Annotated in this window: 40 protein-coding genes; 35 read left to right on the forward strand and 5 right to left on the reverse strand. The window is 70.6% G+C overall.

The window, feature by feature from the left end; translation table 11 throughout:
- Positions 1 to 65: 65 nt before the first annotated feature.
- Genes BM223_RS19915 through BM223_RS19950 form a run of 8 tightly spaced genes read left to right on the forward strand, consistent with a single transcriptional unit; the run spans position 66 to position 4,642 of the window.
- Positions 66 to 419 carry a hypothetical protein gene (locus tag BM223_RS19915; RefSeq protein ID WP_038676195.1) on the forward strand — a complete coding sequence of 118 codons (354 nt, stop codon included), beginning with the start codon at positions 66 to 68 and terminating at the stop codon, positions 417 to 419.
- Entirely contained in the window at positions 416 to 586 is a 171-nt protein-coding gene (locus tag BM223_RS29215) for a hypothetical protein (RefSeq protein WP_158510156.1), read from the forward strand. Before BM223_RS19915 ends, BM223_RS29215 begins: the two co-directional genes overlap by 4 nt.
- Positions 586 to 951, forward strand: coding sequence for a hypothetical protein (locus tag BM223_RS19925; protein ID WP_038676198.1), 366 nt, complete (start codon positions 586 to 588; stop codon positions 949 to 951). The genes BM223_RS29215 and BM223_RS19925 overlap by 1 nt, the downstream gene beginning before the upstream one ends.
- Entirely contained in the window at positions 948 to 1,286 is a 339-nt protein-coding gene (locus BM223_RS19930; RefSeq protein WP_038676200.1) for a hypothetical protein, read from the forward strand. The genes BM223_RS19925 and BM223_RS19930 overlap by 4 nt, the downstream gene beginning before the upstream one ends.
- Positions 1,280 to 3,073: a DNA cytosine methyltransferase gene (locus BM223_RS19935; protein WP_038676202.1), complete on the forward strand. Its 1,794-nt coding sequence runs from the start codon at positions 1,280 to 1,282 to the stop codon at positions 3,071 to 3,073. The genes BM223_RS19930 and BM223_RS19935 overlap by 7 nt, the downstream gene beginning before the upstream one ends.
- Positions 3,070 to 3,690: a hypothetical protein gene (locus BM223_RS19940; protein ID WP_038676204.1), complete on the forward strand. Its 621-nt coding sequence runs from the start codon at positions 3,070 to 3,072 to the stop codon at positions 3,688 to 3,690. Before BM223_RS19935 ends, BM223_RS19940 begins: the two co-directional genes overlap by 4 nt.
- Positions 3,687 to 4,277 carry a hypothetical protein gene (locus BM223_RS19945; protein ID WP_038676206.1) on the forward strand — a complete coding sequence of 197 codons (591 nt, stop codon included), beginning with the start codon at positions 3,687 to 3,689 and terminating at the stop codon, positions 4,275 to 4,277. The genes BM223_RS19940 and BM223_RS19945 overlap by 4 nt, the downstream gene beginning before the upstream one ends.
- The gene (locus BM223_RS19950; protein WP_038676208.1) at positions 4,274 to 4,642 is read left to right on the forward strand and encodes a DUF4326 domain-containing protein; all 369 of its coding nucleotides are present in this window, start codon (positions 4,274 to 4,276) and stop codon (positions 4,640 to 4,642) included. The genes BM223_RS19945 and BM223_RS19950 overlap by 4 nt, the downstream gene beginning before the upstream one ends.
- A 9-nt stretch (positions 4,643 to 4,651) precedes the next feature.
- Here the strand turns inward: BM223_RS19950 and BM223_RS19955 are convergent, their stop codons facing one another.
- On the reverse strand, positions 4,652 to 5,239 hold the full coding sequence (locus BM223_RS19955; RefSeq protein ID WP_038676210.1) for a hypothetical protein: 588 nt from the start codon (positions 5,237 to 5,239) through the stop codon (positions 4,652 to 4,654).
- A gap of 224 nt (positions 5,240 to 5,463) precedes the next feature.
- Here BM223_RS19955 and BM223_RS19965 point away from each other — a divergent pair, with 224 nt between their 5' ends.
- Genes BM223_RS19965 through BM223_RS19985 form a run of 6 tightly spaced genes read left to right on the forward strand, consistent with a single transcriptional unit; the run spans position 5,464 to position 8,209 of the window.
- Positions 5,464 to 6,108, forward strand: coding sequence for a hypothetical protein (locus tag BM223_RS19965; protein WP_038676213.1), 645 nt, complete (start codon positions 5,464 to 5,466; stop codon positions 6,106 to 6,108).
- On the forward strand, positions 6,101 to 6,415 hold the full coding sequence (locus tag BM223_RS19970; protein ID WP_038676216.1) for a hypothetical protein: 315 nt from the start codon (positions 6,101 to 6,103) through the stop codon (positions 6,413 to 6,415). Before BM223_RS19965 ends, BM223_RS19970 begins: the two co-directional genes overlap by 8 nt.
- Before the next feature lie 49 nt (positions 6,416 to 6,464).
- Positions 6,465 to 6,983 carry a hypothetical protein gene (locus BM223_RS19975; protein WP_038676218.1) on the forward strand — a complete coding sequence of 173 codons (519 nt, stop codon included), beginning with the start codon at positions 6,465 to 6,467 and terminating at the stop codon, positions 6,981 to 6,983.
- Positions 6,980 to 7,117, forward strand: coding sequence for a hypothetical protein (locus BM223_RS29220; RefSeq protein ID WP_158510157.1), 138 nt, complete (start codon positions 6,980 to 6,982; stop codon positions 7,115 to 7,117). The genes BM223_RS19975 and BM223_RS29220 overlap by 4 nt, the downstream gene beginning before the upstream one ends.
- Positions 7,110 to 7,331, forward strand: coding sequence for a hypothetical protein (locus BM223_RS19980; RefSeq protein WP_038676219.1), 222 nt, complete (start codon positions 7,110 to 7,112; stop codon positions 7,329 to 7,331). The genes BM223_RS29220 and BM223_RS19980 overlap by 8 nt, the downstream gene beginning before the upstream one ends.
- Positions 7,331 to 8,209 (forward strand): hypothetical protein, encoded by an 879-nt coding sequence (locus BM223_RS19985; RefSeq protein ID WP_038676221.1) that lies wholly within the window; start codon positions 7,331 to 7,333, stop codon positions 8,207 to 8,209. The genes BM223_RS19980 and BM223_RS19985 overlap by 1 nt, the downstream gene beginning before the upstream one ends.
- Positions 8,210 to 8,213: 4 nt before the next feature.
- Here the strand turns inward: BM223_RS19985 and BM223_RS19990 are convergent, their stop codons facing one another.
- The 3 genes from BM223_RS19990 to BM223_RS20000 form a co-directional block, all read right to left on the reverse strand.
- The gene (locus BM223_RS19990; protein WP_141267636.1) at positions 8,214 to 8,663 is read right to left on the reverse strand and encodes a hypothetical protein; all 450 of its coding nucleotides are present in this window, start codon (positions 8,661 to 8,663) and stop codon (positions 8,214 to 8,216) included.
- 133 nt (positions 8,664 to 8,796) lie between these two features.
- Positions 8,797 to 9,339, reverse strand: a complete 543-nt coding sequence (locus tag BM223_RS19995; RefSeq protein ID WP_052138129.1) for a DUF2188 domain-containing protein — start codon at positions 9,337 to 9,339, stop codon at positions 8,797 to 8,799.
- Positions 9,336 to 9,527: a type II toxin-antitoxin system HicA family toxin gene (locus tag BM223_RS20000; RefSeq protein ID WP_038676224.1), complete on the reverse strand. Its 192-nt coding sequence runs from the start codon at positions 9,525 to 9,527 to the stop codon at positions 9,336 to 9,338. Before BM223_RS20000 ends, BM223_RS19995 begins: the two co-directional genes overlap by 4 nt.
- A 79-nt stretch (positions 9,528 to 9,606) precedes the next feature.
- Between BM223_RS20000 and BM223_RS20005 the strand changes: the two genes are divergently transcribed.
- The 21 genes from BM223_RS20005 (at position 9,607) to BM223_RS20110 (ending at position 23,438) form a co-directional block, all read left to right on the forward strand.
- Positions 9,607 to 9,981 (forward strand): hypothetical protein, encoded by a 375-nt coding sequence (locus BM223_RS20005; protein ID WP_052138130.1) that lies wholly within the window; start codon positions 9,607 to 9,609, stop codon positions 9,979 to 9,981.
- Between the two features lie 167 nt (positions 9,982 to 10,148).
- Positions 10,149 to 10,538: a hypothetical protein gene (locus BM223_RS28575; protein WP_141267634.1), complete on the forward strand. Its 390-nt coding sequence runs from the start codon at positions 10,149 to 10,151 to the stop codon at positions 10,536 to 10,538.
- The gene (locus BM223_RS28580) at positions 10,538 to 10,942 is read left to right on the forward strand and encodes a hypothetical protein (RefSeq protein ID WP_141267632.1); all 405 of its coding nucleotides are present in this window, start codon (positions 10,538 to 10,540) and stop codon (positions 10,940 to 10,942) included. Before BM223_RS28575 ends, BM223_RS28580 begins: the two co-directional genes overlap by 1 nt.
- The gene (locus BM223_RS20020) at positions 10,939 to 11,577 is read left to right on the forward strand and encodes a DUF7341 domain-containing protein (protein ID WP_038676229.1); all 639 of its coding nucleotides are present in this window, start codon (positions 10,939 to 10,941) and stop codon (positions 11,575 to 11,577) included. The genes BM223_RS28580 and BM223_RS20020 overlap by 4 nt, the downstream gene beginning before the upstream one ends.
- A complete protein-coding gene (locus BM223_RS20025) occupies positions 11,574 to 11,882 on the forward strand; it encodes a DUF6221 family protein (RefSeq protein ID WP_038676231.1) in 309 nt (102 codons plus the stop codon). Before BM223_RS20020 ends, BM223_RS20025 begins: the two co-directional genes overlap by 4 nt.
- 650 nt (positions 11,883 to 12,532) lie before the next feature.
- Positions 12,533 to 12,958 (forward strand): hypothetical protein, encoded by a 426-nt coding sequence (locus tag BM223_RS20035; RefSeq protein WP_200887053.1) that lies wholly within the window; start codon positions 12,533 to 12,535, stop codon positions 12,956 to 12,958.
- 6 nt (positions 12,959 to 12,964) lie between these two features.
- Positions 12,965 to 14,617, forward strand: a complete 1,653-nt coding sequence (locus tag BM223_RS20040) for a hypothetical protein (protein WP_052138131.1) — start codon at positions 12,965 to 12,967, stop codon at positions 14,615 to 14,617.
- Between the two features lie 25 nt (positions 14,618 to 14,642).
- Complete coding sequence (locus BM223_RS20045; protein WP_038676236.1) at positions 14,643 to 16,133, forward strand: hypothetical protein; 1,491 nt, start codon at positions 14,643 to 14,645, stop codon at positions 16,131 to 16,133.
- Entirely contained in the window at positions 16,102 to 16,992 is an 891-nt protein-coding gene (locus BM223_RS20050; RefSeq protein ID WP_052138132.1) for a hypothetical protein, read from the forward strand. The genes BM223_RS20045 and BM223_RS20050 overlap by 32 nt, the downstream gene beginning before the upstream one ends.
- Positions 16,993 to 17,061: 69 nt before the next feature.
- On the forward strand, positions 17,062 to 17,817 hold the full coding sequence (locus tag BM223_RS20055; protein ID WP_038676238.1) for a hypothetical protein: 756 nt from the start codon (positions 17,062 to 17,064) through the stop codon (positions 17,815 to 17,817).
- Positions 17,818 to 17,905: 88 nt separating this feature from the next.
- Positions 17,906 to 18,232, forward strand: a complete 327-nt coding sequence (locus BM223_RS20060) for a hypothetical protein (RefSeq protein WP_038676240.1) — start codon at positions 17,906 to 17,908, stop codon at positions 18,230 to 18,232.
- Between the two features lie 19 nt (positions 18,233 to 18,251).
- Positions 18,252 to 19,283: a major capsid protein gene (locus BM223_RS20065; RefSeq protein ID WP_038676242.1), complete on the forward strand. Its 1,032-nt coding sequence runs from the start codon at positions 18,252 to 18,254 to the stop codon at positions 19,281 to 19,283.
- Entirely contained in the window at positions 19,283 to 19,738 is a 456-nt protein-coding gene (locus tag BM223_RS20070) for a hypothetical protein (RefSeq protein ID WP_038676244.1), read from the forward strand. The genes BM223_RS20065 and BM223_RS20070 overlap by 1 nt, the downstream gene beginning before the upstream one ends.
- Positions 19,738 to 20,106, forward strand: a complete 369-nt coding sequence (locus BM223_RS20075) for a hypothetical protein (RefSeq protein WP_038676246.1) — start codon at positions 19,738 to 19,740, stop codon at positions 20,104 to 20,106. The genes BM223_RS20070 and BM223_RS20075 overlap by 1 nt, the downstream gene beginning before the upstream one ends.
- Positions 20,106 to 20,537 carry a DUF6093 family protein gene (locus tag BM223_RS20080; protein ID WP_038676248.1) on the forward strand — a complete coding sequence of 144 codons (432 nt, stop codon included), beginning with the start codon at positions 20,106 to 20,108 and terminating at the stop codon, positions 20,535 to 20,537. Before BM223_RS20075 ends, BM223_RS20080 begins: the two co-directional genes overlap by 1 nt.
- Positions 20,537 to 20,926, forward strand: a complete 390-nt coding sequence (locus BM223_RS20085) for a hypothetical protein (RefSeq protein ID WP_038676250.1) — start codon at positions 20,537 to 20,539, stop codon at positions 20,924 to 20,926. The genes BM223_RS20080 and BM223_RS20085 overlap by 1 nt, the downstream gene beginning before the upstream one ends.
- Entirely contained in the window at positions 20,923 to 21,351 is a 429-nt protein-coding gene (locus BM223_RS20090; protein ID WP_141267630.1) for a hypothetical protein, read from the forward strand. Before BM223_RS20085 ends, BM223_RS20090 begins: the two co-directional genes overlap by 4 nt.
- A 109-nt stretch (positions 21,352 to 21,460) precedes the next feature.
- Positions 21,461 to 21,736, forward strand: coding sequence for a hypothetical protein (locus tag BM223_RS20095; protein WP_038676254.1), 276 nt, complete (start codon positions 21,461 to 21,463; stop codon positions 21,734 to 21,736).
- Position 21,737: 1 nt separating this feature from the next.
- Positions 21,738 to 22,262, forward strand: a complete 525-nt coding sequence (locus tag BM223_RS20100; RefSeq protein ID WP_038676255.1) for a phage tail tube protein — start codon at positions 21,738 to 21,740, stop codon at positions 22,260 to 22,262.
- Between the two features lie 76 nt (positions 22,263 to 22,338).
- Positions 22,339 to 22,968 (forward strand): hypothetical protein, encoded by a 630-nt coding sequence (locus BM223_RS20105; RefSeq protein WP_038676258.1) that lies wholly within the window; start codon positions 22,339 to 22,341, stop codon positions 22,966 to 22,968.
- A gap of 143 nt (positions 22,969 to 23,111) precedes the next feature.
- Complete coding sequence (locus tag BM223_RS20110; RefSeq protein ID WP_038676260.1) at positions 23,112 to 23,438, forward strand: hypothetical protein; 327 nt, start codon at positions 23,112 to 23,114, stop codon at positions 23,436 to 23,438.
- On the opposite strand, the gene BM223_RS20115 is transcribed toward BM223_RS20110, so the two are convergent.
- Positions 23,424 to 23,840 (reverse strand): hypothetical protein, encoded by a 417-nt coding sequence (locus tag BM223_RS20115; RefSeq protein WP_038676261.1) that lies wholly within the window; start codon positions 23,838 to 23,840, stop codon positions 23,424 to 23,426. The two genes, BM223_RS20110 and BM223_RS20115, sit on opposite strands and share 15 nt — an antisense overlap.
- Positions 23,841 to 23,890 lie beyond the last annotated feature (50 nt).

Raw genomic sequence — 23,890 nt, forward strand, 5'->3', positions numbered from 1 at the left:
CTGGGGCGACGCCTGCAAGGTCAACGGCCGCTGGATCCACAAGACCTGCCACGGAGGTGCAGACGATGGGTGACTCGATCCCCGAGAACCTGGTCGACGCGATAGAGACCGCGCTCGTCGACTACGACAAGGACGGCCGGATCTTCGGCAGCTCCGGTGCAGGCGCCTTCTTCCTCGCCGACCACCTCGCGAAGTCCGGCGCGTTCACGATGCCGGCAGTCCTCTGCGCCCACGATCATCCGGCGGCGTTCGCGGATGCCTGGGACGGACTGATGGACGAGCTCGGCGACCTGCGAGCCGCCCGCGACCGGGTCCGCGACCTCGTCGAGACCGCTCGGAAGCACGCCGGCGGGCCGTACACCGCGGCGGTCGACGCGCTCACCATCGAGCGGGCCTACGAAGGTCGGTGGGCGCGATGAGCCTTCACGCCGTCGTGCAGTTCACCCACGGCACCGAGAACGGGTTCGTCGACTTCTTCCCGAACGAGGCCGAGGCCCGTGCGTTCGTCGAGGACCCGCCCGAGGTCTGGGCGCCCAGACCGCAGGACTCGCTGCGGATCTTCGAGCTCGTCGAGGTCGAAGACTAATGGGCCGCTCACGCGCGTCGGCCAAGAGCGCCGGGACCCGCTTCGAGCGGTCCATCGCCGACTGCCTCGCCCGGCACGTCGATGACCGGATCGACCGTCGCGGCGACATCGGCGGCCTCCGCATCAGCAGCGCGATCTACGACCAGGACCAGCTCCTCCACCCCCGTGTCGTCGTCGAGTGCAAGGACGTCGCCCGCCTCAACCTCGCCGGCTGGGTCGACGAGGCCGACATCGAGCGCGGCAACGACGACGCCCTGATCGGCCTCGTCGTCCACAAGCGCCGTGGTACCGCCGACCCCCTCGACCAGTACGTCACCACCACCTTGCGCGACCTGATCGCGCTCCTCACTGGAGAACGCCCATGAGCACCACGCCCCAGCCCGCCACCACGGCGCCCGAGACCACCGGTCCGGGCGCCGTTTCCGTTCCGGCAGACGAGCGCCTGGCGCCGTTCCCTGGCACCGACGCCGAGACCTTCATCCAGTGGAAGGGCACCACGGTGTGCCTGGACTTCTACTGCGCCTGCGGAGCACACGGTCACTACGACGGCGACTTCGCCTACGCCGTCCGCTGCCCGACGTGCGACGCCATCTACGAGCTCGGCACCCAGGTGCTGGCCCGCCGCGTCGAGGCCACCACCAGCACAGCGCGGCTGCTCACCGCCGACACCGAGCTGTTCGGATCGGAGGAGCCGTGCTGACGGTCACCGACATCTTCTGCGGCGGTGGTGGCTCGTCGACCGGCATGGTCGCGGTCCCCGGTGTCGAGGTCGTGATGGCCGCGAACCACTGGGACCTCGCGATCGCGGTGCACAACGAGAACCACCCGGACGCCGACCACGCCGCCGTCGACCTCCACGAGGAAGACCCCCGGTTCTTCCCGACCACCGACATCCTCTGGGCCTCCCCGGAGTGCACGAAGTGGTCGCAGGCCTCCGGCGGGAAGTACTCCGGGATCTCGACCTCGATCGACGGCGACCTCCTCGACCTCCTCAACCCCGACCTCGTCGAGGACGAGGACCCCGAGAAGGCCATCGTGCAGCGCTCCCGCCTCCTGATGTTCGACGTCCTCCGGTTCGTCGAGCACCACCGCTACGCCGCGATGGTCATCGAGAACGTCGTCGACATCGCCACCAACGCCAAGTTCGCGCCCGAGTGGGCGCTGTGGCGCAAGGGCCTGCGGAACCTCGGCTACGACTTCCGCGTCGTCTCGCTCAACAGCATGCACGCCCAGGCGCTCGGCGACCCCGCGCCCCAGTCCCGCGACCGGCTCTACATCGTCGCCTGGCAGCGCGGGAACCGCGTCCCGAACATCGACGCCGTCCTCCGCCCCCTCGCCTGGTGCCCCGACTGCTCCGAGGTCGTCGAGGCCCAGCAGGCATGGAAGAACGGCAAGACCGTCGGGAAGTACCGCTCCCAGTACGTCTACGTCCACGGCGGCTGCGGCACCACCGTCGAGCCGGGCTACCTCCCGGCCGCCGCCGCGATCGACTGGTCGCTGCGCGGCACCCGCATCGGGGACCGGACCAAGCCCCTCGCGGACAAGACCCGCCGCCGGATCGCCGCCGGGATCGCGAAGTACTGGCAGCCGTTCACCGCAGAGGTCGCGGGCAACACCTTCGAGCGCCGTCCCGGCGTCCGCACCTGGTCGATCTACGAGTACCTCCGCACCCTGCACACCACGCAGTCCAAGGCCCTGGTCGTGCCGCTCGAGGGCCGTGCCGGCGACCGGGTGAATGCGGCCGAGCAGCCGCTGCGCACCCAGACCTCGCGCCACCTCGACGCCCTGTGCGTGCCCGCCGGCGGGACGTGGAACGACGACGCCCGCGCTGCCATCGAGCCGCACCGCACGATGACGACCCGCGAGACGACCGCAGTCGTCGAGGCCCCGTTCATCGCCGAGCTGCGCGGCGGCGGGTCCGATGCGCGCCCAGCCGCCCACCCGCTGTCCACCGTCACCGCGTCCGGCAACCACCACGCGCTCGTCACCCGCCACTACGGCATCGAGGGCGGTGCCGCCGAGCGGCACACCACCCCGACCGATGAGTACCTGCGGACCCTGACCGCGAATGGCGGGAACATGTCGCTCCTGACGCCGTACTACGGCGCCAGCAAGACCGCGAAGCCCACCGACCAGCCGATGGGCGCCCTGACCACGGTCGACCGACACGCCCTCATCCAGCGGATGAACTCCGGCGGCGCCGAGATGACCACCCCGGCTACCGAGTACCTCCGCACCCTCACCACCGCGGGACACCAGTCCGTCCTCACCCCGGGCGACATCGACGCCGCCGCCGCGCAGGTCGACGACTGCCTCTTCCGGATGCTCGAGCCCCACGAGGTCGCCGCCGGCATGGCCTTCCCCCGCGACTACAAGTGGTCCGGCACCCGCCGTGAGCGCGTCAAGCTCGCCGGGAACGCCGTCACCCCGCCCGCCGCACGCGACCTCATCGCCGCTGTCGCCGAGTCCCTGGTCGGTGCCGCATGAGCCCCGACGACCCCCGCCACGGCACGATCGCCGGCTGCTCGGCCCACCTCCGGACCAAGACCCCCGCCTGCGACGCCTGCAAGCGCGCCAAGATGCGCTACGAGAAGCAGCGGCTCCTCGCCGGCGGCGCGACCAAGGTCGCCGCCCACGGCACCCGGCGCCGCATCCAGGCACTCCGAGCCCTCGGCTACAGCCTCCGCGAACTCGCCGAAGTCGGCGGCTGGGGAAGCGCCCACGCGGCGTTCAAGTACCCCCTCATCGCCAACACCATCACCGCCGAGACCGCCCGACGCGTCCTCAAGGTCTACAACCGCCTGTCGATGACACCCGCCTCCGGTCCCCGCGTCGGCCGGAACCTCCGCCTCGCGCGCCGCAACGGCTGGGCGCCCCCGCTCGCGTGGGAGGGCATCGACATGGACGACCCGACCGCGGAGCCGTGGCGGCCCGACTCCCGGCGCCGCGTGGGCCGGCCCGACGTCGTGCACGCCCGGGTCGAGGACTTCGACTGGCTGGTGTCGCAGGGGGAGTCCGAGGAGCAGGCCGCCGTGCGCCTGGGCGTCCGGCTCGACACTCTCCGCGACCAGCGCCGCCGGCTCGACGGGCAGGCTGTCGCATGAGGCTCGCGATCGCCGACCCTCCCTACCCGCCCCGCCTCGCTGAACGGCGCGACCGGCCCGGCGGCCCAGTCCGCGTCACCTCGTACAGCCGGGCGCGCCGCTACTACGGCGACGGCACGCGCCCCCGCAAGGAGACGCCCGCCGACTTCCACCCCGACGCCGGCGAGTGGGACCAGCCCGAACGCCACCGCCAGCTCCTCGAGGACCTCCGCGCGCGCTATGACGGCTGGGCGATCGCGACCACCCCGGACGGCCTGGCCTACTACCACCCCTGGCCCATCTCGGCCCGGATCATGGTCTGGCACCGGCCGAACACCCAGCACGGCAGCAACCGGATCGCGTCGAAGTGGGAAGCGGTCCTGGTCTACACCCCGGAGGACCGCCGCGCCGGCCGAGGCGCGATCCAGGTGCACGACGTCCTGACCGCACCGGTGGAGTACGTCGGATTCGCCGGCGCGAAGCCACCCGCCTGGACCCGCTGGGTGCTCGACGCCCTCGGGTACGACGCCGAGCACGACACGGTCGACGACCTCTTCCCCGGGTCGGGCGCCGTGGCCAGCGCGGTCGCGCAGGGGGTGCTGCTGTGACCGGCCCGGTGCGGATCCAGCGGCAGCGGACCGCGGGGTGGCGGGCACCGCTCGGCACGATCTACGTCGGCCGCCCGACCCCCTGGGGCAACCCGTTCCCCGTCGCCCGCACCGCCGGCGGCATGTTCCCCCGCGCCGACGCCGTCCGCATGTACCGCGAGCTCGTGGTCGACGGCGCCACCACGTTCGACGGCCACCAGTTCGCCCGCACCGACCGCCGCGGCCCACTCCACGTCCCCACCGTCGCCGACATCCGCCGCGTCCTCGCCGGCCACGACCTCGCCTGCTGGTGCCCCCTCAAGGACGCCGACGGGAAGCCGGTGCCCTGCCACGCGGATGTGCTGCTGGAGCTCGCCAATGAGTAGGGCGGTGGACTACGCCGGGGTGTCCGGCGATGCTGACGCGTCGCGGGGATCCGCTGAGCGACGCGGGGCGAGCTCGGACTTCAGCCTCTCCCAGGTCTGGGCATCGAGGTTGGAAGACCACACCGGCTTCTTCTTCCTGCTGCGGTGGTGGACGAGCAAGATCAGCAAGCAGTACACCATCGCTCCGATGGACAGCACCATGACGCTGTTCCGGGCGCTCTCCAGCGAGTCGACCGTCTCCGCGTGCAAGGCACGCCTTGCGAACGCGAGCACCAGCGACATGACCCAGCTCGCCACCGCGGTCAGCATTGCCAACCCGAGCATGAGCCGCCCAAAGCCGATCATGTACGCCTGGTCTCGGGTCTGCCAGAACGAATCGGCGAGGTACCTAGAGACGCCGACCCGCAGATGGTCGTCGAGCATCTGCCGCTCAACTGAGCCTTCCGGGAACTGCGAGACGAACTCGAGCTCAGCCGACAGCGTGCGGCGCTGGATCTCGCCCCCGCTCCGGATCAACGGCCGGCGGCCGCCCCAGGAGCCGAGAGCCAGCAGCAACGAGCCTGCGACCGGGAGAGCGGCGAGCAGTACTTCCTTCACGGGCCCGAACCGTACCCGCGCGCGTGCCGGCGCGGTGCGGATCACGCGAAGTCGCGCGGCGTGACGGCCGACAAGGAGGCCCGGTACATCCCGCCCGGCTCCTGCCTCTGGTGCGGCCACCCACCCCACACCGCCACCTGCCCCAAGACCATCCGCACCGCCACCGCGGCCGCCGCCCCCTGCCCCTGCGCCCGCGCGCGCTGGACCACCGGAAGGACCACACCATGACCGACCACGACATCACCGCGCAGCACGGCGTCCGCGACCACCTCGACCGCGGCCAGCCCGCCACAGACCGCGCCGCCTCCTGCCCGGAGTGCCCCGACGCCGAGCCCGCGATGGGCTGCGCAGCGTGCGGGACACCGCTGCCCGAGACCGCTGGGCTGGCCGAGCTGCGCGGAGAGATCAGCCTCCTGTTCCCCGACGCCCGGACCGGGTCCCCCAACTACCGGCACCGACGCCGCCTGCTCGACCTACTCGCGGCGGCCGAGCAGGAGCAGGCGCGGCTCACCGACTGGGTCCTGACGCTGGGCGGCGACGCCGAACGCGCCGAAGCCCAGGCGCCGCGACCGCGATCGAGAGCGACGATGCCTGAACGCGACGAGGCCGCCGAGCTCGCGGCGTTCTTCCATCGCCAGTGGTGCGCGTCCAGCCACCACCTCACCGAATTCTGCCAGCGCCAGATGGCGCCCGGCGGCCTCGACCACGACAAGGCACGCACCCTCATGGCCTCCTCCTGGCTCGCCGACCACGACCGCCAGATCGCCGAACGCGCCTGGGAGGAAGGCGCGCAGGCCGAGTACGACCTCGACCGCGGCCATATCGACGAATCCAGCAACCCCTACTCCGAGGAGGCCCACCGTGGCTGAACTCACCGACACCCAGCGCGACGCACTCGCCTCGAAGATCAAGGACGCCTTCTACGAGGCTCGGGACCACGGCCGCACCATGCACCAGGCCGCCGAGCACGAGCGCATCTTCGACGCGGCCGCGGCCGTCGTCCGTGAGCACGTCACCGCCGCACTCGACGACGTCGAGACGGTCGTCGCTGCCCAGCGTGATGCGTTCCTGCCCTCGCCGAACCTCGACCCAGCCTGGATCGCTGGTTGGCACTCGGCTGTCGACCACGTCTCCCACGCCGTCCGCGGATACCGGCAGGAGCAGGACCGTGGCTGAGGAGTGCAAGTGCCCACCGTGCCCCGGCCGCGGAACCGACGGCCATGGGATGAACCACTGCGCCGAGTGCTGCTTCGGGACCGGCGTCGAAGCGGACATGGACTGCCCGCAGCACGGCATCCCGGTGACCGCCTCGACCGACCTGGACGACACGCTCGCCAACATCCGCGCGAGAGCCGAAGCCGCGACCCCGGGGCCGTGGGACATCTGGCTCGGCGCCGACTGGGTCATCCTCGCCCCAGACGGAAACCGAGAGATCGCGCGCGTTCCCGAACCGTGCGGCGAGAATGCCGTGTTCATCGCGCACGCCCGTGCCGACATCGAACTGCTCCTCACCCTGCTCGACCAGGTCACGACCCAGCGCGACGAGATCCAGGCCAACCGGGACGCCCTCGCGCGCAAGGTCGCCGAACAGCGGGCCGTCATCGCGCGGGTCCGGGACTGGCTGGCGGCTCACCCGACCACTCACGACGTGCGTCAGACCGAGGGCTACTGGCGCGCGCAGCAGGATCTCCGCGCCGCGCTCGACGGCGCCGACACCACCACGGCCGACGGGAGCGAGGCATGAGCCCGTGTCCGTACTGCTCAACCCTCAGCAACGGCTTCCGGCTCTACGGACCGAATCACCCCTGCTTCACCGTCTACGACCCCAAGACCACGACCGACGGCGACGCCGTCCACGAAGGAGACACCCGTGCCTGAGTACCGCATCGAGTTCCAGATCCAGCGCCGCGACGAGGCGGCCGACGAGGACGACTTCACCGAGATCGGCTTTGGCTCGTCCGGTGGGTGCGGATCGCTCGACGGCGCGGTGTACGCGCTCGAGTCCTACGTCTGCAACGGGCAGTGGGAGACCGAGCCCGGCCAGCCCGACCCCGACGAGATCCTGGCCGAGATCCGAAAGGCGCGTGCGTGATGACCGGCCTGCATGCCGCGCTCGCCGCGCTGGCCGACGAGCTGCACGACGACAACATGGAGCACCGACTCCGCGCGCTGCTGGACGAGCACCCGGCCGACCTGCCCGTGGCGACCGACAGCACGACGGCGGACGCGCACGTCATCCACGTCACCGCTACCCCCGTGGCCGAGGACGTCGTGTGGTGCGACGAGTGCGAGGAGTGGGTGGCGTCGGGAGCGCCGGAGCGCGCCCCCGCTCCCGAGCCGTCCGACCGGGCCGGGCTGAGCGAGGTCGAGCGGACCGACCTGTGCGCCACCGTCTACAAGGCGCTGAACCGCAAGCTCGGCGAGCCGGACCAAGGGAGCGGGACGAACGGCCGGCGCTGGGACCTTGCCTGGGAGATCACCAGTGCGGTCGAGTCGGACGTCGCCGACCGGCTCGCGGAGGCCGAGCGGGAGCGGAACCGCCAGCGCGAGGCGCGTGATCGATGGATCGGGATCGCTCAGCAGTTCCAGGCCAAGGCCGAGGCCGCCGAGCAGGAGGCCGCCACGCTGCGCACCCAGGTCGCGGCGGTGTGGTCGCTGCACGGGAAGACGCACTGGTGCTTCGGGGGCGACGACGTCAACGACCTGCGCGACGACAAGGTCTTCGAGCCCGGGACGGAGCACTGGCCGTGCCCGACCGTCGCTGCTCTCGGTGACTCGGCGCAGGTCGTCCAGCGGATCAAGGACGAAGCCACCGAGGCCGCCGCGGCGCTGGTCGACGCAGAGGTCGAGAGCGAGGTCAAGCGGCTGACCGACGCCTTCGGCGGCGACCCGCTGAAGAGCCCGATGCTGAACAACTGGCTGGGCGGGATGTGGACGGCGGCCAAGGTCATCCGCGGGGAGCGGTCATGACGACCTACATGCCCCCGGTGATCACTGTCGCCGCGATGCTGGCACCGACGTTGGTGGCCGTCGAGCCAATCCACTTGGCCACACTCTTCAGGGAGGACTTCACCTCGGGGTCGTCGGCCTGCTCAGCCGCCTCGGTGAGCGCGGCGACCAGGCGCTCGAGCGCTACCTCCGTGGTCGGCCACGTGCCCACGGCCCGCAGCGCGCGCTCGGAGTACCCGACGACCGACTCACCGGGCGTCCACGACGCCAACCGATTGCGCAGACTCGGCTCTTCGAGGTACCCGCCGATCACGAGGCGCTTCAACGAAGCTCGCGCCTGGTCCTCGGTGATGCCGTCAAGGTGTGCGTCGGCGAGGTGCTCAGCGGTCACCTCGAACGCGTCAGGGTCCTCGTCGAGCGCCTCCACCGCTGCTCGAAGCACCGGAAGGTCTTGGTCGTTCCACACATCGCTCATGCCTTGGACCGTATCCACGCTTCACGCTTCCTCGCAGACAATCACGCCACGCCGCCGAGCCCCGGATCCGGCCCCGACCTCGCTCCTCGAGCCCCTCGACGAGCGCCGGTGGCATCCTCGATCGGCGTCTACGTCAGCCCTTCGCTGCGCCCCGCCCGGTCGGGCGACGCGCTGCAGCCGAGTACGTCGTCCACTGGCCGTTCGCGGACTTGTGCACGACCCGCTTCCCCGCGCGGGTGGAGACGTTCTCGACCTGACCGTTCCGTGCAAGCTCGCGGGCCGCCGCGACCGCCTCATCGCGGGTCTCGAAGAGCTGCCCGACCCGCTGGTGCGAGATCCCCAGCAGCACGGCGGTGTCCCGGTTGGTGAGGTTCTCCTGTTCCCGGAAGTACGCCACGGCGTCCCGCATCAGGGTTGACGCGATGGCCTGTGCCTTCGACGCCGCGGCAGCCGCGTCGAGGGCCTCGTTGAGACGCTGAACAGCCTCGTCGGCCAGCGCCGGCGCTAGTTCGACCTCGACGTCGTCGACCGGGATGTCAAGCAGGTCCGCGACCGCTTCCGCAGCGGCTTCGCCGACCTGGTCGAGGCGCTTCACCTGGGTGAAGGCGCCCGGGACCTCCGGGACCTCCACGGCCCACCATCCGCCGGAGCGGGTGGCCTGCGCGGTGACCTTCATTCGCTCGCCTCCATGTGCTTGATGATCGCCTTCGCGGTGATCTCGTTGACCTCGTTGTGCCGGGGGACCGTGGTCTGGCGGCTCCCGATCTTCACGACCGTGTGGCTCCCGCCCTCGCGGATCTCCACCGTCTCGCCCTGGCTCTTGGCGATCTTGCGGAGCCGCTTCATCAGGTCCGTCCTCTTCATGAGCGTAAGTCTAGGCCTCTAGCCAGATCAAGGCAAGGGGTATTGCCAACCATTTCCGACCAAGGAGTCTGACGCCCCGATGGCGCGCATCCGCACGATCAAGCCCGAACTGCTCACCAGCCGCAACGTCTCGACCTACTCCGACGCCCTCTTCCGCACCTTCGTCGGCCTCTTCTGCTACGTCGACGACCAGGGCCGCGGAGAGAACGACCCCGAGCTCATCAAGGCCGAGATCGCCCCCCGGATCAAGGCCAAGACCCCCAGGGTCATCGCCGGCCACATCGCTCAACTCGCCGCGGGAGACGACCCTCCGCTCTGCCGCTACGAGGTCGCAGACGTCCCCTACTTCCACCTCGTGAACTTCGTGCAAGGCGCGAAGCACCAGCGGATCAACCGGCCCACGAAGAGCAAGATCCCTCCGTGCCCGATCCACGAGCCGGACGGGCTGTGGTGATGGGCGACTCCCGCATTCCTCACGGAGCCCTCACTGAGTCCGACGTGAGCGGCTCACCCACACCTCACCCCCGGAAGGGAAGGGAAGGGAACAGGGAAGGGAAAAGGGAAGGGAAAACGTGGTCACCCATCCATGAACCTCACGGTCCCGCGCGCGACGCCGAGCCTGTGGATAACCCCACCGCCGACACCGGCCAGGGCATGGATGCGGAGCACCACGACCAGCCGCTCTTCGGCGGCTACGAGCCGCCTCGAGCAGAGCGCCTCTCCCCGGACCAGCGCCGCACCCGCCGCCAGGCCGCCGACATCGCCGCCGGCCGCCACCCCCTCACCGGCCGCCGCCTTCACCCCGACGCCGACGCCACCCGCACCGCCACCAGCCCCCAAGACGGCACACCCACCTGCGGCACCTGCCAGTTCCGCGGCCTGATCGGCCACCACAACAAGGCCTTCCCGAAGTGCCAGCGCCCCGGCGCCGTCATCACCCACGGCGCCGCCAGTGACGTCCGTGCCTGGTGGCCCGCCTGCGGCTCCTGGGTTCCGAAGGCGGGCGCCTGATGCCCGTCACCGACCAGTGGGCAGACCGGCTCGTCACCCTCGCCCAAGACCTCCGCCCCCACGGCGCACGCCGCTGGGACGCACCCGGGATCCTCGCCCACATCCGCAAGGTCCAACACCTCGCCCTCGGCGACGTCGTCCTCGCCGTCACCCGCGCCGCCTGCGACACCACCCTCGACACCCCCGCCGCGATCAGCAACACCCGCTCCTCGGCCTGGCGCGAGCGCGTCGCCGAGACCACCGGCAGCCCGGCGCCCTACGACCGGCACACCTTCTGCGGCACCTGCGGCCAACCCGAGACCCGCTGCCGCAACAACCCCCACGCCGACCACGACTACGAGAGCAGCGCCGCCCGCGACGCACGCGTCGCCCAAGCCCGCACCGCCCGACAGGAGACCCCGTGACCCCCGAGCCCACCGACATGGTCCGCGAGCTCACCACCACCCACCGCCACTCCGAGCCCTACACCCACCAGGCCAACGGCACCACCTACACCCAGCACCACCACGTCACCGTCCCCGCCCTCCTAGACCAGCTCCAGCACGCCACCCCACTCACCGGCGGCGACGACCGCACCGGCAGCGGCTACGGCTCCCGCCCCGTCGCCTCCCTCGAAGCCCTCGACACCCTCATCCGCATCGACCTCGAAGCCGCACGCTGGGTCCGCGACCTCGGCCTCGACGACCCCGGCGACACCAAGGCGTGCGTCCGCCTCGCCGGCTCACTCCTCCCGCAGACCACCACCTGCACCACCGACGCCCGGGCCACAGGATGCTGCCTCCACCACGACATCACCCGCTGGTGGCACCAGGCCCGCATCGTCTCCGGCTGGGACGTCGCCGCCTGGAAGCCCAACAACACCTGCCCCCTCTGCGGGAAGCGCGGCACCCTCCGCATCCGCCCAGCCGACCACGCCGCCCTCTGCATCGACTGCCGCTCCACCTGGGAGCCGGGCACCATAAGCCTGCTCGCCGAGCACATCCGCGCCGAGAACCACGACCAGGACGAACCCGACGCCGAGGAGATGATCACCGCGTGACGATCACCGAGTTCCTGCTGGCCCAGATCGCCGAAGACGAGGCGATCGGGCGCGACTGGCAACACCACCGGGGCAAGGTCGAGATCCGCGGAGGTGGGACGGGATACATCCGATTGGCGAGCCCCGACCGCGTGCTGGCCGAGTGCAAGGCCAAGCGCCGGATCGTGGAGCTGCACGAGCCCGGTCCGGGCGCGTGGTGCTCAGAGACCTGCGACAGCGAAAGCCCGATCGGCTGCGACACCCTCCTCGCCCTCGCCTCGGTGTACGCCGACTGCCCCGACTTCAACCCCGCCTGGCGCACCTGACCACGACGGCCGCTTGCGCGCACCCCCGCCGCCATGCACAATTGGCCGCACGGGAGAAGTGTCTCCCCATCCCAACGCCCCGAGAGCCACACGGCCCGGGGCGTTCTCCATCCCCACCGGAGACGACCCATGAAGGTCTGCCTCGAGCCCGGCTGCCCCACACTCACCAAGGCCACACGGTGCGCCAAGCACACCCGAGCCAAGGACCGAGCGCGCGGCACCCGACAGGAACGCGGCTATGACGCCGCACACGACCGCCTCCGCGCCGAGCACCAACGACGCATGGACGCAGGCGAACGGTTCACCTGCTGGCGCTGCCGAAAGCCCATCGACCCGAACAACTGGACGCTCGGCCACTGCGACGACGACCGCAGCCGCTACCACGGCCCCGAATGCCCACCCTGCGACTACGCCACCAGCGGCCGCGCCCGATGCCCACACCGCACCCACCGCGATATCTCATGAGACGCATACAGGGTGGGGCATCCCCATCCCACCCCACCCCGGCAGAGGACCGTGGGAGAGGTGTCTCGCAGTTTCCAGACCTGAGTTCTCCTTCTCGTACATCACCAGACGGGTACGGCGCGATGCCGGCTCGGCGTTGGGCGCGATGCCCCGGAGAGGTGACCCCCCAGATGACGAACCCTCGCATGCCCTCGGGCCTTGGCCCGGGTGGGCGGATGCTGTGGAAGTCGATCACCGATGACCACGAGCTCGACGGCCCGCAGGTCGTGCAGTTGACCGAGGCGTGTCGGATGAAGGACCGCTGCGACAAGCTCGACGAGCTGCTGCGGGGCGACGTCGATGCGTGGGCCACCCTGGTCCCGGCCGACATGGTCGGGGTCGAGTTCAAGCTGCAGATCGTAGGGGCGCTGTCGAAGGCGAACGAGACGGCGAACTCGATGAAGCAGCTCATCGCCGCCCTGCGGCTCCCCGACCCGGCGACCGGCAAGCGCCCTCAGCACCGCGGGCCCCGCGGGGCGCAGAAGCCGACCGTGCCTGGTGGTGCGGACGGCGCGGGCAAGGTCTCCTCGATCGACCGGGCCAGGGAGCGCGCCGCGCGCAAGTCGGGCTGATCCCCGATGCCGTTCGTCCCGGCGTTCGAGGGGCAGGTCTGCTCCCTGGGCTACACGATCGTCGACTGGCTCAACGAGTACGCCTGCCATGGCCCGGGCGACGTCATGGGCCAACCGCTTGACCTCGGTTCCGACCCGGAGATCGAGGACTTCATCATCGCGGCCTACGAGCTCGACCCCGAGACCGGCCGGCGCAAGAAGCGCCGCGGCGTCCTCTCGATGCCGAAGGGCCGGTCGAAGTCGGAGAAGGCGGGGATCATCGGCGTCGCCGAGGCTCTCGGTCCGGTCCGCTTCGATGGGTTCGATGCCAACGGTCAGCCCGTCGGCCGCCCTGTCACCTCGCCGTTCATCCGCTGCCTGGCCACCGAGGAGAAGCAGGCCGGCAACACGTTCCAGAACATCGCCTACATCATGGGCGAGTGGGGCCCGGATGCCCACCCCGACATCTACGGCGGCGTCCGCGGTGTCCGGGACTACATGAGGGCCACCGCGATTTCCCTGCCCGACGGTGGCGAGTGCGTGCTGTCGACTGCCGGCGCTGCGTCGAAGGACGGGGGCAAGGAGACCTTCCTCGTCCCCGACGAGGTTCACCTCTACGTCACCGCTGAGCTGCGCGACATGTACGCCACGGCTCTGCGGAACACCGGCAAGCGCAAGCACGCCGAGCCGTGGGCGCTCCTGACCACCACGGCCTGCCGCCTCGGAGAGGAGTCGGTGTGGGAAGTCCTTGAGCGGATGTACCGCAAGGGCCAGCTCGGCGACGACTGGATCGTGCTGCACCGCGAGGCCAAGGGCCGGATCGACATCACCGACCGTGACCGAACCCTCCGGCAGCTCCGAGACGTGTACGGCGTCGCGATGGACCCCGAGCGCGGCTGGATGGTTGCCGAGGACGTCTACAGCGACATGCTCGACCCGACCGTCTGCCGAGACGAGGCCGAGGCGGCCCGCTACTTCCTCAACAGGTCGATGGCCGGCTCGGATGCATGGATCGCGAAGAACATCCACGACAGGCAGGCGCGACCGGGCGAGAAGGTCGAGCTCGGAACCGCCATCTCGATCGGGTTCGACGGGTCGCTGAACGACGACACCACCGTGCTGCGTGGATGCCGGATGTCCGACGGCTTCCTGTTCAAGCTCGGCTCGTGGGCCAAGCCGCAGGGCGCGGCGGGCGCGGGCTGGTCGGTGCCTCGCAACGAGGTGCTCGCCCGCATCCGCGAGGTCCACCGCGACTACCGCGTGGTCCGGGGCTACTACGACCCGCACGAGTGGCGATCGGACATCGAGACCCTAGCCGCCGAGCTCGGTCACGAGCGCTACGTCGTCGACGGCAAGACGACGGAGATGCCCCGCGTCATCTCGTGGCCGACGAGCCGCGACGTGGCGATGGCGGGCGCGCTCAACCGGCTGCACACCGACCTGACCAACCGCGTCACCTGGCACGACGGCGACAAGGAAGCCTCCGACCACTACGGCAACGCCTACGTGTGGTGGAAGGGCCGGCTGCGTCTGGTCCGCAAGGAGAACCCGAACTCGGCCCGCAAGATCGACACCGTCGTGGGCGACGCGCTCGCGCTCGAAGCTCGGGCCGACGCCATCACCGCCGGCTGGACCGATGCCCCGGTCGAGGAACTCCCTCCACTCGTCTTCGGACTCTGACCACACGACCCCCAGGAGGTTGCCGATGCCCACGATCATGCAGTGGACCAAGCACCTGCTGGAGAAGATCGACAAGCAGAAGGCGTACTCGGCGGGCTTCCAGCGTCGCTACGCCAACGAGCACATCCTGCCGTTCCTCGCGCGCGAGTACGCCGAGGTCTATCCCGGCCTCATCGTCGCCTCGGCCGGCGGCACGGAGACCGCGCTCGTCACCGGCAACATGTTCTCCGCCCTCGACGTCCCGAAGACGGGCACGGCGGCCGTGGTGGTCGACGCGCTGACTGAGCGGCTGCTGGTCGGCGGCCTGGACGCGGTCGACGACAAGGAGACCAGCAAGATCCTCCAGAACGCCTGGGAGGGCAGCGACCTCGACGTGATGCACCAGGAGGGCCACCGCGAGGCGCTGATCGACTCTCGCGCGTTCGCGTCCGCGTCCCGAGAGAAGAACGGCGACCGGGCAGTGGTCGGCATCGAGTCGGCCACCCAGGCGGCCGTGCACCGGTCGCAGGCGCCGCCCTACGACGTCGACGCGTACCTCAAGATCTGGACCGACGAGTGGACCGGTGACCGACGCGGGATGCTGCGCCTCGACGGCATCGACCAGCCGCTGCGCGAAGACTCTGTGGTCCACGATGACCCGCAGGGTTCCGGCGTGGCCTCGCGCTGGATCCCGGACGGCGACCCGATCTCGACCGGCATCAAGGGCGTGCCCGTGGTCGAGTTCGCGCCCCGCGCGCGCCTGTTGCTCGAGCCGACCTCCGAGATCGACCGGATCGCGACGGCAGTCGACGTGATCGACCTCATCGAGGGCCTGATGGTCTTCGCCGGCCATTTCGGCGCGGTCCCGATCCGGTACGGCAAGGGCCTCGACATCCCACGCGATCCCAAGGACCCGTCCAAGCCCCTCGTGGGCCCCGACGGCAAGCCGGTGCTGGGCTTCAAGCCGCGCGCCGACCACTTCTGGGGCACGACCAGCAAGGACGCCGAGTTCGGTCAGCTCGAGCCCGCTGGCCTTGCGTCCTTCGTGACCTGGGCAGACCACGCGGCCGGGGTGATCCGTCGGCAGACCAAGCTCCCGTCCGGCTACTTCTCGCTCGACCTCAAGTCCCACATGACCGGAGAGCTCCTCAAGGTCGACGAAGCGCCGATGGTGCGGCGCATCAACGGCATGGGCCGGATGGGGTCGCTGAACCAGTCCTGGCGTCGTCTCGGCCAGATCATCCTCGCGATCGAGGTCCCGTCCGCACGCGTGCGCGTGGCTCCTCGGTGGGTGGATCCGGAGACCCGGATCGAGTCGCAGCAGGTCGACCAGGCGACGAAGCTGATCGCGTCGGGCTACGACATGCGGGTGGTGGCCGAGCGGGTGCTCCGGTGGGACCCGGACGTGATCGACGCCGCCGTCGGCGCTGCCGAGTCCGGCGCGAATGCGGACGTCTTCGCGCTGCTCGACCCGGCCACGCGCGCCCGTCTCAAGGCGATCCCGAGTGCCGACAGCGACCCCGCAGCAAGCGCGTGAGGCGCACGCCCAGCAGGCGGCTCTTGCTGCTGCCGCAGGCCTGGGCATCCAGCGCCTCCTGGCCGCTGGCGCCGGCTGGGCGGAGATCCTGACCGAGGTCGCTGGATTCCAGCTCCGCGCTGCAGCGCTGGCGATCGCGACGGTCTCGACTCGTCTTGACCGACCGCCCCTGATCTCCCCGGCCCCGTTCGCCGGCGTCTCGGCGCTCGGGTATCCGATCTCCGAGCCGCTGGTCGCCACGATCGACGCGCGAGTCCCTGCCCCCGTCGAAGCGCTCCCACCCCCGTGGTGGGACGACCCGACACGGTTCCAAGCCGCACTCGCGCAGCTCATGGCCTCCGAGGTGCAGGACGCGGCCCGCTCGGCCGGTCAGGCCGAGATGTACGCGCAGGGGCAGGCGTTCTACGTCCGCATCCTGGTCCCGCCGTCGTGCAAGCGCTGCACGGTGCTGGCGGGGAGGATCTACCGCACCGACGCTGCCTTCGACCGCCACCCCGGCTGCGACTGCACGAGCGAGTCGTGCGCGTCCCTTCAAGATGCCCTCGACCGCGGGCTGGTCGTCACCCCGGAGGACGCCTTTGAGCGCGGTTGGATCCGGGACTTGACTGAGGCCGAGATGCAGGCGATCCGCGATGGTTCCGACGTCACGACCGTCATCAACTCGGCGTCCGGAATCTCGACCGCGGAGGTGTTCGGTCACCGGGTCAAGGTCACCCGCTACGGCACCACGCGACGTGCGGCCTGGCGCAAGAGGAACCCGTCTCGCCCGGTCCGCCTACGCCCCGAGTCGATCTACGAGATCGCCGCCGACCGCGAAGACGCGCTGCGGCTGCTCCGCCTCTACGGCTACCTCACCTGATCTCGCCCGCGATGGACGAGGAGCGCCCGGCGCCGCGTACCAAGCGCGCCAGATCCACAGGAGGACGCGATGTCCAACCCCACCCCTGCCCGACTTCTGCCGCTGCTCGGCAAGAACCACCCGCTGACCGGCGAGCCGATCCGCGCGATCGGGTTCCGCCGCGACGGCCGCCCGATCTTCCCGATCATGGGCGGCGACCCGTCCAACGACCCGCCCGAGCGCCCCGAGGACGTGCCGCAGGAGACGTGGGACGCGCTCGGCGACCCCGGCAAGACGGCGCTGGTCCGCGAGCGGTCCGCCCGCGTCCAGGCCGAGCGGGATCGCGACACGGCCGTCCGTGAGCGTGACGCCGCCCGGGCCAAGCCCGCCCCGCCGAAGCCCGCGGATCCCCCGAAGCCGGCCGACCCTCCGAAGCCCGGCGAGGCGCCCGACATCGCAGCGATCGTCCAGCAGGCCGTCTCCGCGGCGATCAAGCCGTTCCAGGACGCCGAGCAGCAGCGCACCGCCGAGGCCGCCGCCAACAAGGTCCGCGACGCGGTCCTCGAGGCCGCCAAGCCGCTGCTGCACGACCCGACCGACGCGCTCGCCAACGTCGACCTCACGACGATCGTGGACGCCGACGGTCGTGCCGACGTCGAGAAGGTCAAGGCCGCGCTCGACAAGGTCGTCGAGGCCAAGCCCCACCTCGCGAAGTCCACCACTCGCATCGCCCCCGTCGGCATCGGTGGAGGAGGCCCCATCGCCACTCCGGACGCCGACAAGGTCAAGGAGATCCTCGCGCAGATGCAGCTCACGGCCGGCGTCCGTACCGCCCCGACTGCCTGAGCGACACCGAACCACCCGAAGGCGCAGGCGCGAGGCCGCAGCCCACGGGCATCACCCATCCGGACACACCAACCGAAGGAGAAGCACCGTGTCCAACTTCGCGCCCAAGCGCACCACCTACAGCAACGGCGACACCCGCTGGCTGCGCAACATGCTCAAGGCCAGCACCCGCGGCGTCAGCGTCACGTTCGCCGACGTCGTCAAGGACGCCAACGGGCTCGTCAAGTCCGGGTCCCTGGTCGCCGGCAAGGGGCTCGTGCTCAACGAGTACACCCACAAGGCCGGGGAGACGCACCTGATCTCCGTCGTCGACGGCGGTGACGTGGACCGGCGCTTCCTGCCGGCCGCTCTCACCCTCGCGCAGGAGAACGCGCTCAAGAACGTCAACTTCATCAACGGCGTCACGCCGGCCTGACCCGAGAGGACCACCGATCATGCAGCTCATCGATCTCGTCCCGGACCTGCGGCCCACGATCCTCGCGGCTCGCCAGCTCCAGGACGCACGCAACTCGCTGGCGCGGTTCTTCCCCGTGGTCAACGTGCCCAGCGTCACCTACCGTCTCGGTCGGCGCACTCGCAACGACCAGACCGTCCCGATCCGGGCGTTCGACGCGCCGGCGATCCCCATCCAGAAGCAGGGCATCATCGACGTGCGCGGTGACCTGCCCGCCGTCACCCCGCTGGTGAACCTGACGGAGGTCGACCTCAACCAGGAGTTCATCCTCGCGCAGCAGCTCGCCGGCCAGGCGGTCGACTGGCAGCCCGCCGTGACGTCGGCGGCCGGCCAGTGCGCGGCGACCGTGGACAACACCATGGAGGCGATGCGCGGCCAGCTCCTCTCGACCGGGATCATCTCCCTGGTCACCGAGGACGGCACCACGCACAGCGTCGACTTCGGCATCCCGGGCGCCCAGATCATCACCGCTGGCGCCCCGCTCAACCCGGCCGACGGTGCGGCCGTGTGGAACGCCTACGCCGCGGCCCACGACGTCTACGCGGCGGTCGCCGGCGATGCCGCCGGCGTCGCAGTGACGACGCGCAAGGTCTACAGCCTGCTGGTCGCTGCGCTGCAGGTGGCGTTCCCGCAGGGCCCGGTCGGCGCCGACCAGGTCGCCGCCTACGCCGCCAACCGGAATCTCCCGGTGCCGGTGACCTACGACCGGCAGATGAAGGACGCTGCCGGCGCCCGGACGCGGTTCTTCGCCGAGGGCACCCTGGTGTTCCTGCCCAGCAACGACGACCCGGTCGGTCGCACCGAGCTCGGCATCACCCAGGAGGCCGTCCAGCAGGTCCAGCGGGTCCAGCCGAACGGCGGAACCGCGCTGTCCGCGGCCGAGGTCCCCGGCCTCACCATCGTGACGCTCGGCAACGACAACCCGGTCCAGCGTGCCGTCAAGGGCGCCGCGGTCGGGATGCCCGTCCTCCAGGACAACGACGCGATCGTGATCTGGAAGGGCCTCGTCTGATGGGCCGCAAGCTGAGCACCACAGTGCAGGTCGGCCCGTACATCTACGAGGCCGGGACCGACGAGGCCGACATCAAGGGCGCCGACACGATCGCCGCCGACGTGTGGGGCAGCGAGGTCGCCTCCACCGAGCCGGAGACTGGCGAGTTCGCGGTGGCGGAGGTCGCCGCGCTGCGCCAGCAGTACGACGCCCAGCTCGCCGAGCGCGACGACCGGATCGTCGACCTCGAGGTGGAGATCAAGGCCCTGACGGCGGAGATCGAGCAGCTCAAGGCGGAGGCACCCGACCCCGCCCCCGCGGCGCCCGCGGACTACTCGAGCCTCGACCTCGATGCGCTCAAGGCCGAGATCGACGGCCGCAACGAGGGACGCCCCGACGGCGACCGGATCAGCAAGCGAGGCAGCGTGGAGACCCTCGTCGCCGCGCTGATCGCTGACGACGAGGCTCAGGGCTGATGAACAACCCGGCGAGCGCCCCGATCCCCGGCTACACCGGCTCAGCCGACGACGAGCTCCAGCAGTACTGGCTCGATGTCGCCTGGCGCCAGCTGCAGCGCGAGGATCGGGGCCTCGTCGGTCGCATCGAAGCAGGGCAGATCGACGCCACGACCGTGGCTGACGTCGTCACCGCGGCAGCGCGCCGGGTCCTGCGCAACCCCGAGGGCCGCGAGTCCGAGTCCGGCTCGATCGACGACTACCAGGAAGCCTGGAAGAAGGCCGACGCCACCGAGGACATCTACTTCACCGCGGCCGAGCTCCGACGCCTCCAGTCCGCAGACGCGGCCGTGCTCAACGGCTGGTCCGGCTCGATCAAGTACTGCTGATGGACGCCGCGGGGCTCCCGGCGCGGCTGGCCGCACGGCTTGCTCGCGGCCGGGCGATGGCCGAGGCTCGGATGACGTCCCGCTGCGCCGTCATGCGCAAGACGGGCTACACCGAGCAGGACGAGGAGACCGGGCTCGAGGTCCCCGTCTGGGCGGCCATCCACGTCGATCTCCCATTGCGTCTCGCCGGAGTGCCCCGCGGCGCCGCGACCCACCGCACCGTCAACGTCGGCGGCGTCGACATCGAGGTCCCCGTCCGCACCGCCAACCACCCCCACGACACCGCCGACCTGCACGACGGCGACCTGCTCGACATCTACGCCGGCGAGACCCCGGTCGTCTGCCAGATCCTCGAGTCGACCGGCCAGGACCAGGCCACGGCCCGTCGGATGCTCGTGTTCGTCGTCGATCGCCCCGAGGAGTGGACCTGATGCGAGTACGTGTTGAGCACGACATCCACGACCTCGTCAACGACATGGCGGGCACGGCACGCACGCTGGGTCGCGAGGCGAGCAAGCTGGTCCGCAAGACCATCCGCGAGGGCAATCGCCGCACCATCCCGATCGCGCGCGAGTCTGCCGGCGCTCACGGCAAGCACTACCCCAGCGCGTTCACCGCGGAGATGCTCAGCCCCCTGGAAGGCGAGTACGGCCCTGAGTCGGACCGTGCGCAGGGCGACATGTCGTTCAACTTCGGCTCGCGCAACCAGCCGCCGCACCTCGACATCGAGAAGGGCTGGGACCTGCAGGAGCCGGAGTTCGTCAGGGACATCGGGAAGATGATGGACCAGCTCTCGTTCACCTCTGGTGGTGAGCGATGACGAGCGCTCCCGTGGTCGACGAGCGCGTCCACCGAGACGTCATCGTCGGGCTCCTGACCGCAGCCGGTCTGGTCGACAGCGCCGCGAAGCCGATCGTCTTCGACTACGGCAACGTCCCCGGCGCCGACGGCAACGCCGGCACGCTGCCCCCGATCCACCTCCTGCTGACCGTCGAGCGCCGCGCCGCCGGGGTCTTCCGAGCTGGTCGCGCGGGCGTCTCCGGCTGGCGCATCACCCTGCGCGGCGTCGGCCGCACCGTGGACGAGGCCCGCTGGGCGCTGAACAAGGCAACCGGGGCCCTCGACGAGCAGAACCTTCTGATCGGCGGGAAGACCTCGACGCCGGTCACCTTCAACATCAGCCAGGCCATCAGCAAGGACGACGGCCGGTTCTCCGGGCTCGTCGCCTGGACCTACGCCCTCTGACCTCCCGGGAGCCTCGCCGGGTGCACATCGGCCGCGGCCGGCATTCCCGCCGTCGCGGTGCGGACGGCAGACCAAGTGGGGCGTCCACCCGACCACGAAGGAGCCACCCATGTCCGATCTCGTCCGCGTCCGTGTCGGCGACCGCGAGTACAACGCCGGTCGCGCTGACGCCGAGCGCCGAGGCCTGACCATCCTCGACGAGCCCACGCACACCCGCTCCGGCAACCCCCGCCCCGAGACCCGGGCCGGCGGGCGGCCGGTCAAGCCCAAGACGTCCGTCGCCAAGAAGGTGGCGGCGAAGAAGGCGGCGTCGGCTGCGTCGTCCGCCCCGGCTGCGTCGACCGGCGACAGCTCGACCACCAACCCGCCTTCCCAGGAGGACTGACATGACCGTCACCATGCCCGAGACCCAGAAGTCCCAGGGGTACTCCCGGCTCGTGGTGCTCGACACCGCGACCAACCTCGCCGCCATCCCGCTCACCGGCGTCACCGCGGGCGAGATCCTCACCTGCCACCTCTACGGCGACTTCGTCTCCGAGGGCGGCGAGAACGTCGGCGAGGGCCCGCGCAAGATGTGCAGCCGCAAGGTGCCCCAGGAGTTCGGCAACACGACCGACACCATCACCGACCTGCAGTACTCCCACCTCCCGCAGGAGGACGACGCCGCCCCCGGCAACGAGGCGCGCACGCTCATGACACCGGGCACGACCAAGATCCTGCTCGAGTTCCAGGGCATGGACGGCACGGGCTCCACCTTCGCGGCCGGCGACTCCTACATCGCCCACAAGGTCAAGCTCGGCCGCCAGCGCCGCGGCCGCACCGGCGAGGGGGAGTTCGACCAGTTCGCGATCACGCAGTCCGTGATCTACGCCGACGGCGGCGAGCCCATCAACGGCGTCGTCGCGGCCTGACCCACCCAAGACGGCCCCGTCCGCGCTGCCGAGTCGCGGACGGGGCCACTCGGCAACCACCCGGCAGGAGAACCCCATGCCCAAGACCCTCGCGGAGCTGCGTGCCGAGAAGGCCGCCAAGCTTCCCACCCGCTCTGTTCGCCTGTGCCTCAACCTGGAGCTCGTCGAGAAGGTCCAGCGCCTCAGCTCGGAGAAGGCCGACCTCATCATCAACGCCACCGCCACCGCCGGCCAGGGCGACGAGGACCGCGAGGCCAAGGCCCGCGTCCGCAAGTCCGCCGAGCGCGCCGAGCCCGAGATGCCGCCGCGGGTGGCCGAGATCGACGCCGAGCTGACCGCGCTGTGGGACCAGATGCGCGACTACGAGGGCGACCTGCAGCTCAACGGTGTCGACGGCGCCGCCTGGCAGGCGTACAAGGACGACCATCCCCCGCGTGAGGGCAACATCTCCGACACCCGCAACGGCAACGGCGTGGTCAACACCACCGACCTCATGGCCGACCTCGGCGACTGGGCAGTCTCGTGGAACGACGAGAAGCTCACCGAGGGCGACTGGTCCGGCTGGCTCTCCAAGCGGATCGCGCCGGCAGACATGACCGACCTCGTGCGCCGCGTCGTGGAGATGCAGGAGTTCAAGGTCACCGTTCCCCCAAAAGCCCTGAGCGGCTCGCCCTCGACCCTCTCGGCCGAGAGCGCAGACGCCTAGCCTTCGATCTCGGCGTCTCCGAACGGCGCCTCAACGGCTGGGAACCGGCCGAGCACCACGAGCACTACGACGCCGAGGGCAACCTCACCGGCTACACAGTCATCCACCGCGAGGCGGAGTGGACCGAGGCCGAGGTCACGAAGATGGTCGAGCTGCGGATCTACGAGGCCGGCGTCTGCTCAGGCTGCGGCTACCACAAGTCCCTGACCGGGGACCTGGACAACCACTTCGCGATCGAGGTCGAGCACTGCAATGTGTGCGCCGGCGTAGCCAAGAACGACCGCATCCAGCAGGCCGCCGACCGGAAGGCCCTCAAGGCGATGGGCGACGAGGACAAGATCCCGCCCACCCGCAAGCGCCCCGGCGACGGGCGCCACGTGATGGTCCAGTTCCGCGGCCGCAAGACCGCCACGGCCGAGCACGCTGAACCGCCGGAGCCGGGCTCGGCGAGCCAGTCACTGCAGGGCTGAGGACCCGACGGCCTTGCACTCGGCAGCCATGTTGTCGAGCGCGTCGAGGTACTCGCCCTGCCTGTCGAGGACATCGTCGACACCCTCGCCTCCGTACTCGTTGGCTGCTGCCGACGCGATCCTGAGGAGGGCGGCGCGCGTCTCGGGGTCAGACGATCCCGCCAGGGTGGTCAGGTAGGCGGCGAACTGCTCCTGGTCGGCTTCGCTGTCGCCGTACTTCGATACCTGCTGCTCCAGCAGCCTGCACGCGTCCAGCATGTCGAGGACGACCGTCGGCGTCTCGCTGGGAGCCCCGGTGTTCGCCGGCTCGCTCGACACCTCGGGCTCCTCGTCGCCTCCGCACGAGGCGAGCGACACGGCAAGCAGCAGTCCCGTCAGCGCCCCGAGAGCCTTCCTGATCATGCCCGGAGCGTAATCGACCAGCGCGTCTTCTGGTGCCCCTTCTCCGACAA

This window comes from Pimelobacter simplex (genome assembly GCF_900114845.1).
Classification (GTDB): Bacteria; Actinomycetota; Actinomycetes; order Propionibacteriales; family Nocardioidaceae; genus Nocardioides; species Nocardioides simplex.

Bases quoted from the DNA above. Each gene is read 5' to 3' on its own strand.
- BM223_RS19915 (WP_038676195.1), top strand. From the start codon at position 66: ATGGGTGACTCGATCCCCGAGAACCTGGTCGACGCGATAGAGACCGCG.
- BM223_RS29215 (WP_158510156.1), top strand. From the start codon at position 416: ATGAGCCTTCACGCCGTCGTGCAGTTCACCCACGGCACCGAGAACGGG.
- BM223_RS19925 (WP_038676198.1), top strand. From the start codon at position 586: ATGGGCCGCTCACGCGCGTCGGCCAAGAGCGCCGGGACCCGCTTCGAG.
- BM223_RS19930 (WP_038676200.1), top strand. From the start codon at position 948: ATGAGCACCACGCCCCAGCCCGCCACCACGGCGCCCGAGACCACCGGT.
- BM223_RS19940 (WP_038676204.1), top strand. From the start codon at position 3,070: ATGAGCCCCGACGACCCCCGCCACGGCACGATCGCCGGCTGCTCGGCC.
- BM223_RS19945 (WP_038676206.1), top strand. From the start codon at position 3,687: ATGAGGCTCGCGATCGCCGACCCTCCCTACCCGCCCCGCCTCGCTGAA.
- BM223_RS19965 (WP_038676213.1), top strand. From the start codon at position 5,464: ATGACCGACCACGACATCACCGCGCAGCACGGCGTCCGCGACCACCTC.
- BM223_RS19975 (WP_038676218.1), top strand. From the start codon at position 6,465: ATGAACCACTGCGCCGAGTGCTGCTTCGGGACCGGCGTCGAAGCGGAC.
- BM223_RS29220 (WP_158510157.1), top strand. From the start codon at position 6,980: ATGAGCCCGTGTCCGTACTGCTCAACCCTCAGCAACGGCTTCCGGCTC.
- BM223_RS19985 (WP_038676221.1), top strand. From the start codon at position 7,331: ATGACCGGCCTGCATGCCGCGCTCGCCGCGCTGGCCGACGAGCTGCAC.
- BM223_RS19990 (WP_141267636.1), bottom strand. From the start codon at position 8,663: ATGAGCGATGTGTGGAACGACCAAGACCTTCCGGTGCTTCGAGCAGCG.
- BM223_RS19995 (WP_052138129.1), bottom strand. From the start codon at position 9,339: ATGAAGGTCACCGCGCAGGCCACCCGCTCCGGCGGATGGTGGGCCGTG.
- BM223_RS20000 (WP_038676224.1), bottom strand. From the start codon at position 9,527: ATGAAGAGGACGGACCTGATGAAGCGGCTCCGCAAGATCGCCAAGAGC.
- BM223_RS20005 (WP_052138130.1), top strand. From the start codon at position 9,607: ATGGCGCGCATCCGCACGATCAAGCCCGAACTGCTCACCAGCCGCAAC.
- BM223_RS28580 (WP_141267632.1), top strand. From the start codon at position 10,538: ATGCCCGTCACCGACCAGTGGGCAGACCGGCTCGTCACCCTCGCCCAA.
- BM223_RS20035 (WP_200887053.1), top strand. From the start codon at position 12,533: ATGCCCTCGGGCCTTGGCCCGGGTGGGCGGATGCTGTGGAAGTCGATC.
- BM223_RS20040 (WP_052138131.1), top strand. From the start codon at position 12,965: ATGCCGTTCGTCCCGGCGTTCGAGGGGCAGGTCTGCTCCCTGGGCTAC.
- BM223_RS20045 (WP_038676236.1), top strand. From the start codon at position 14,643: ATGCCCACGATCATGCAGTGGACCAAGCACCTGCTGGAGAAGATCGAC.
- BM223_RS20055 (WP_038676238.1), top strand. From the start codon at position 17,062: ATGTCCAACCCCACCCCTGCCCGACTTCTGCCGCTGCTCGGCAAGAAC.
- BM223_RS20065 (WP_038676242.1), top strand. From the start codon at position 18,252: ATGCAGCTCATCGATCTCGTCCCGGACCTGCGGCCCACGATCCTCGCG.
- BM223_RS20070 (WP_038676244.1), top strand. From the start codon at position 19,283: ATGGGCCGCAAGCTGAGCACCACAGTGCAGGTCGGCCCGTACATCTAC.
- BM223_RS20075 (WP_038676246.1), top strand. From the start codon at position 19,738: ATGAACAACCCGGCGAGCGCCCCGATCCCCGGCTACACCGGCTCAGCC.
- BM223_RS20080 (WP_038676248.1), top strand. From the start codon at position 20,106: ATGGACGCCGCGGGGCTCCCGGCGCGGCTGGCCGCACGGCTTGCTCGC.
- BM223_RS20085 (WP_038676250.1), top strand. From the start codon at position 20,537: ATGCGAGTACGTGTTGAGCACGACATCCACGACCTCGTCAACGACATG.
- BM223_RS20090 (WP_141267630.1), top strand. From the start codon at position 20,923: ATGACGAGCGCTCCCGTGGTCGACGAGCGCGTCCACCGAGACGTCATC.
- BM223_RS20095 (WP_038676254.1), top strand. From the start codon at position 21,461: ATGTCCGATCTCGTCCGCGTCCGTGTCGGCGACCGCGAGTACAACGCC.
- BM223_RS20100 (WP_038676255.1), top strand. From the start codon at position 21,738: ATGACCGTCACCATGCCCGAGACCCAGAAGTCCCAGGGGTACTCCCGG.
- BM223_RS20105 (WP_038676258.1), top strand. From the start codon at position 22,339: ATGCCCAAGACCCTCGCGGAGCTGCGTGCCGAGAAGGCCGCCAAGCTT.
- BM223_RS20110 (WP_038676260.1), top strand. From the start codon at position 23,112: ATGGTCGAGCTGCGGATCTACGAGGCCGGCGTCTGCTCAGGCTGCGGC.
- BM223_RS20115 (WP_038676261.1), bottom strand. From the start codon at position 23,840: ATGATCAGGAAGGCTCTCGGGGCGCTGACGGGACTGCTGCTTGCCGTG.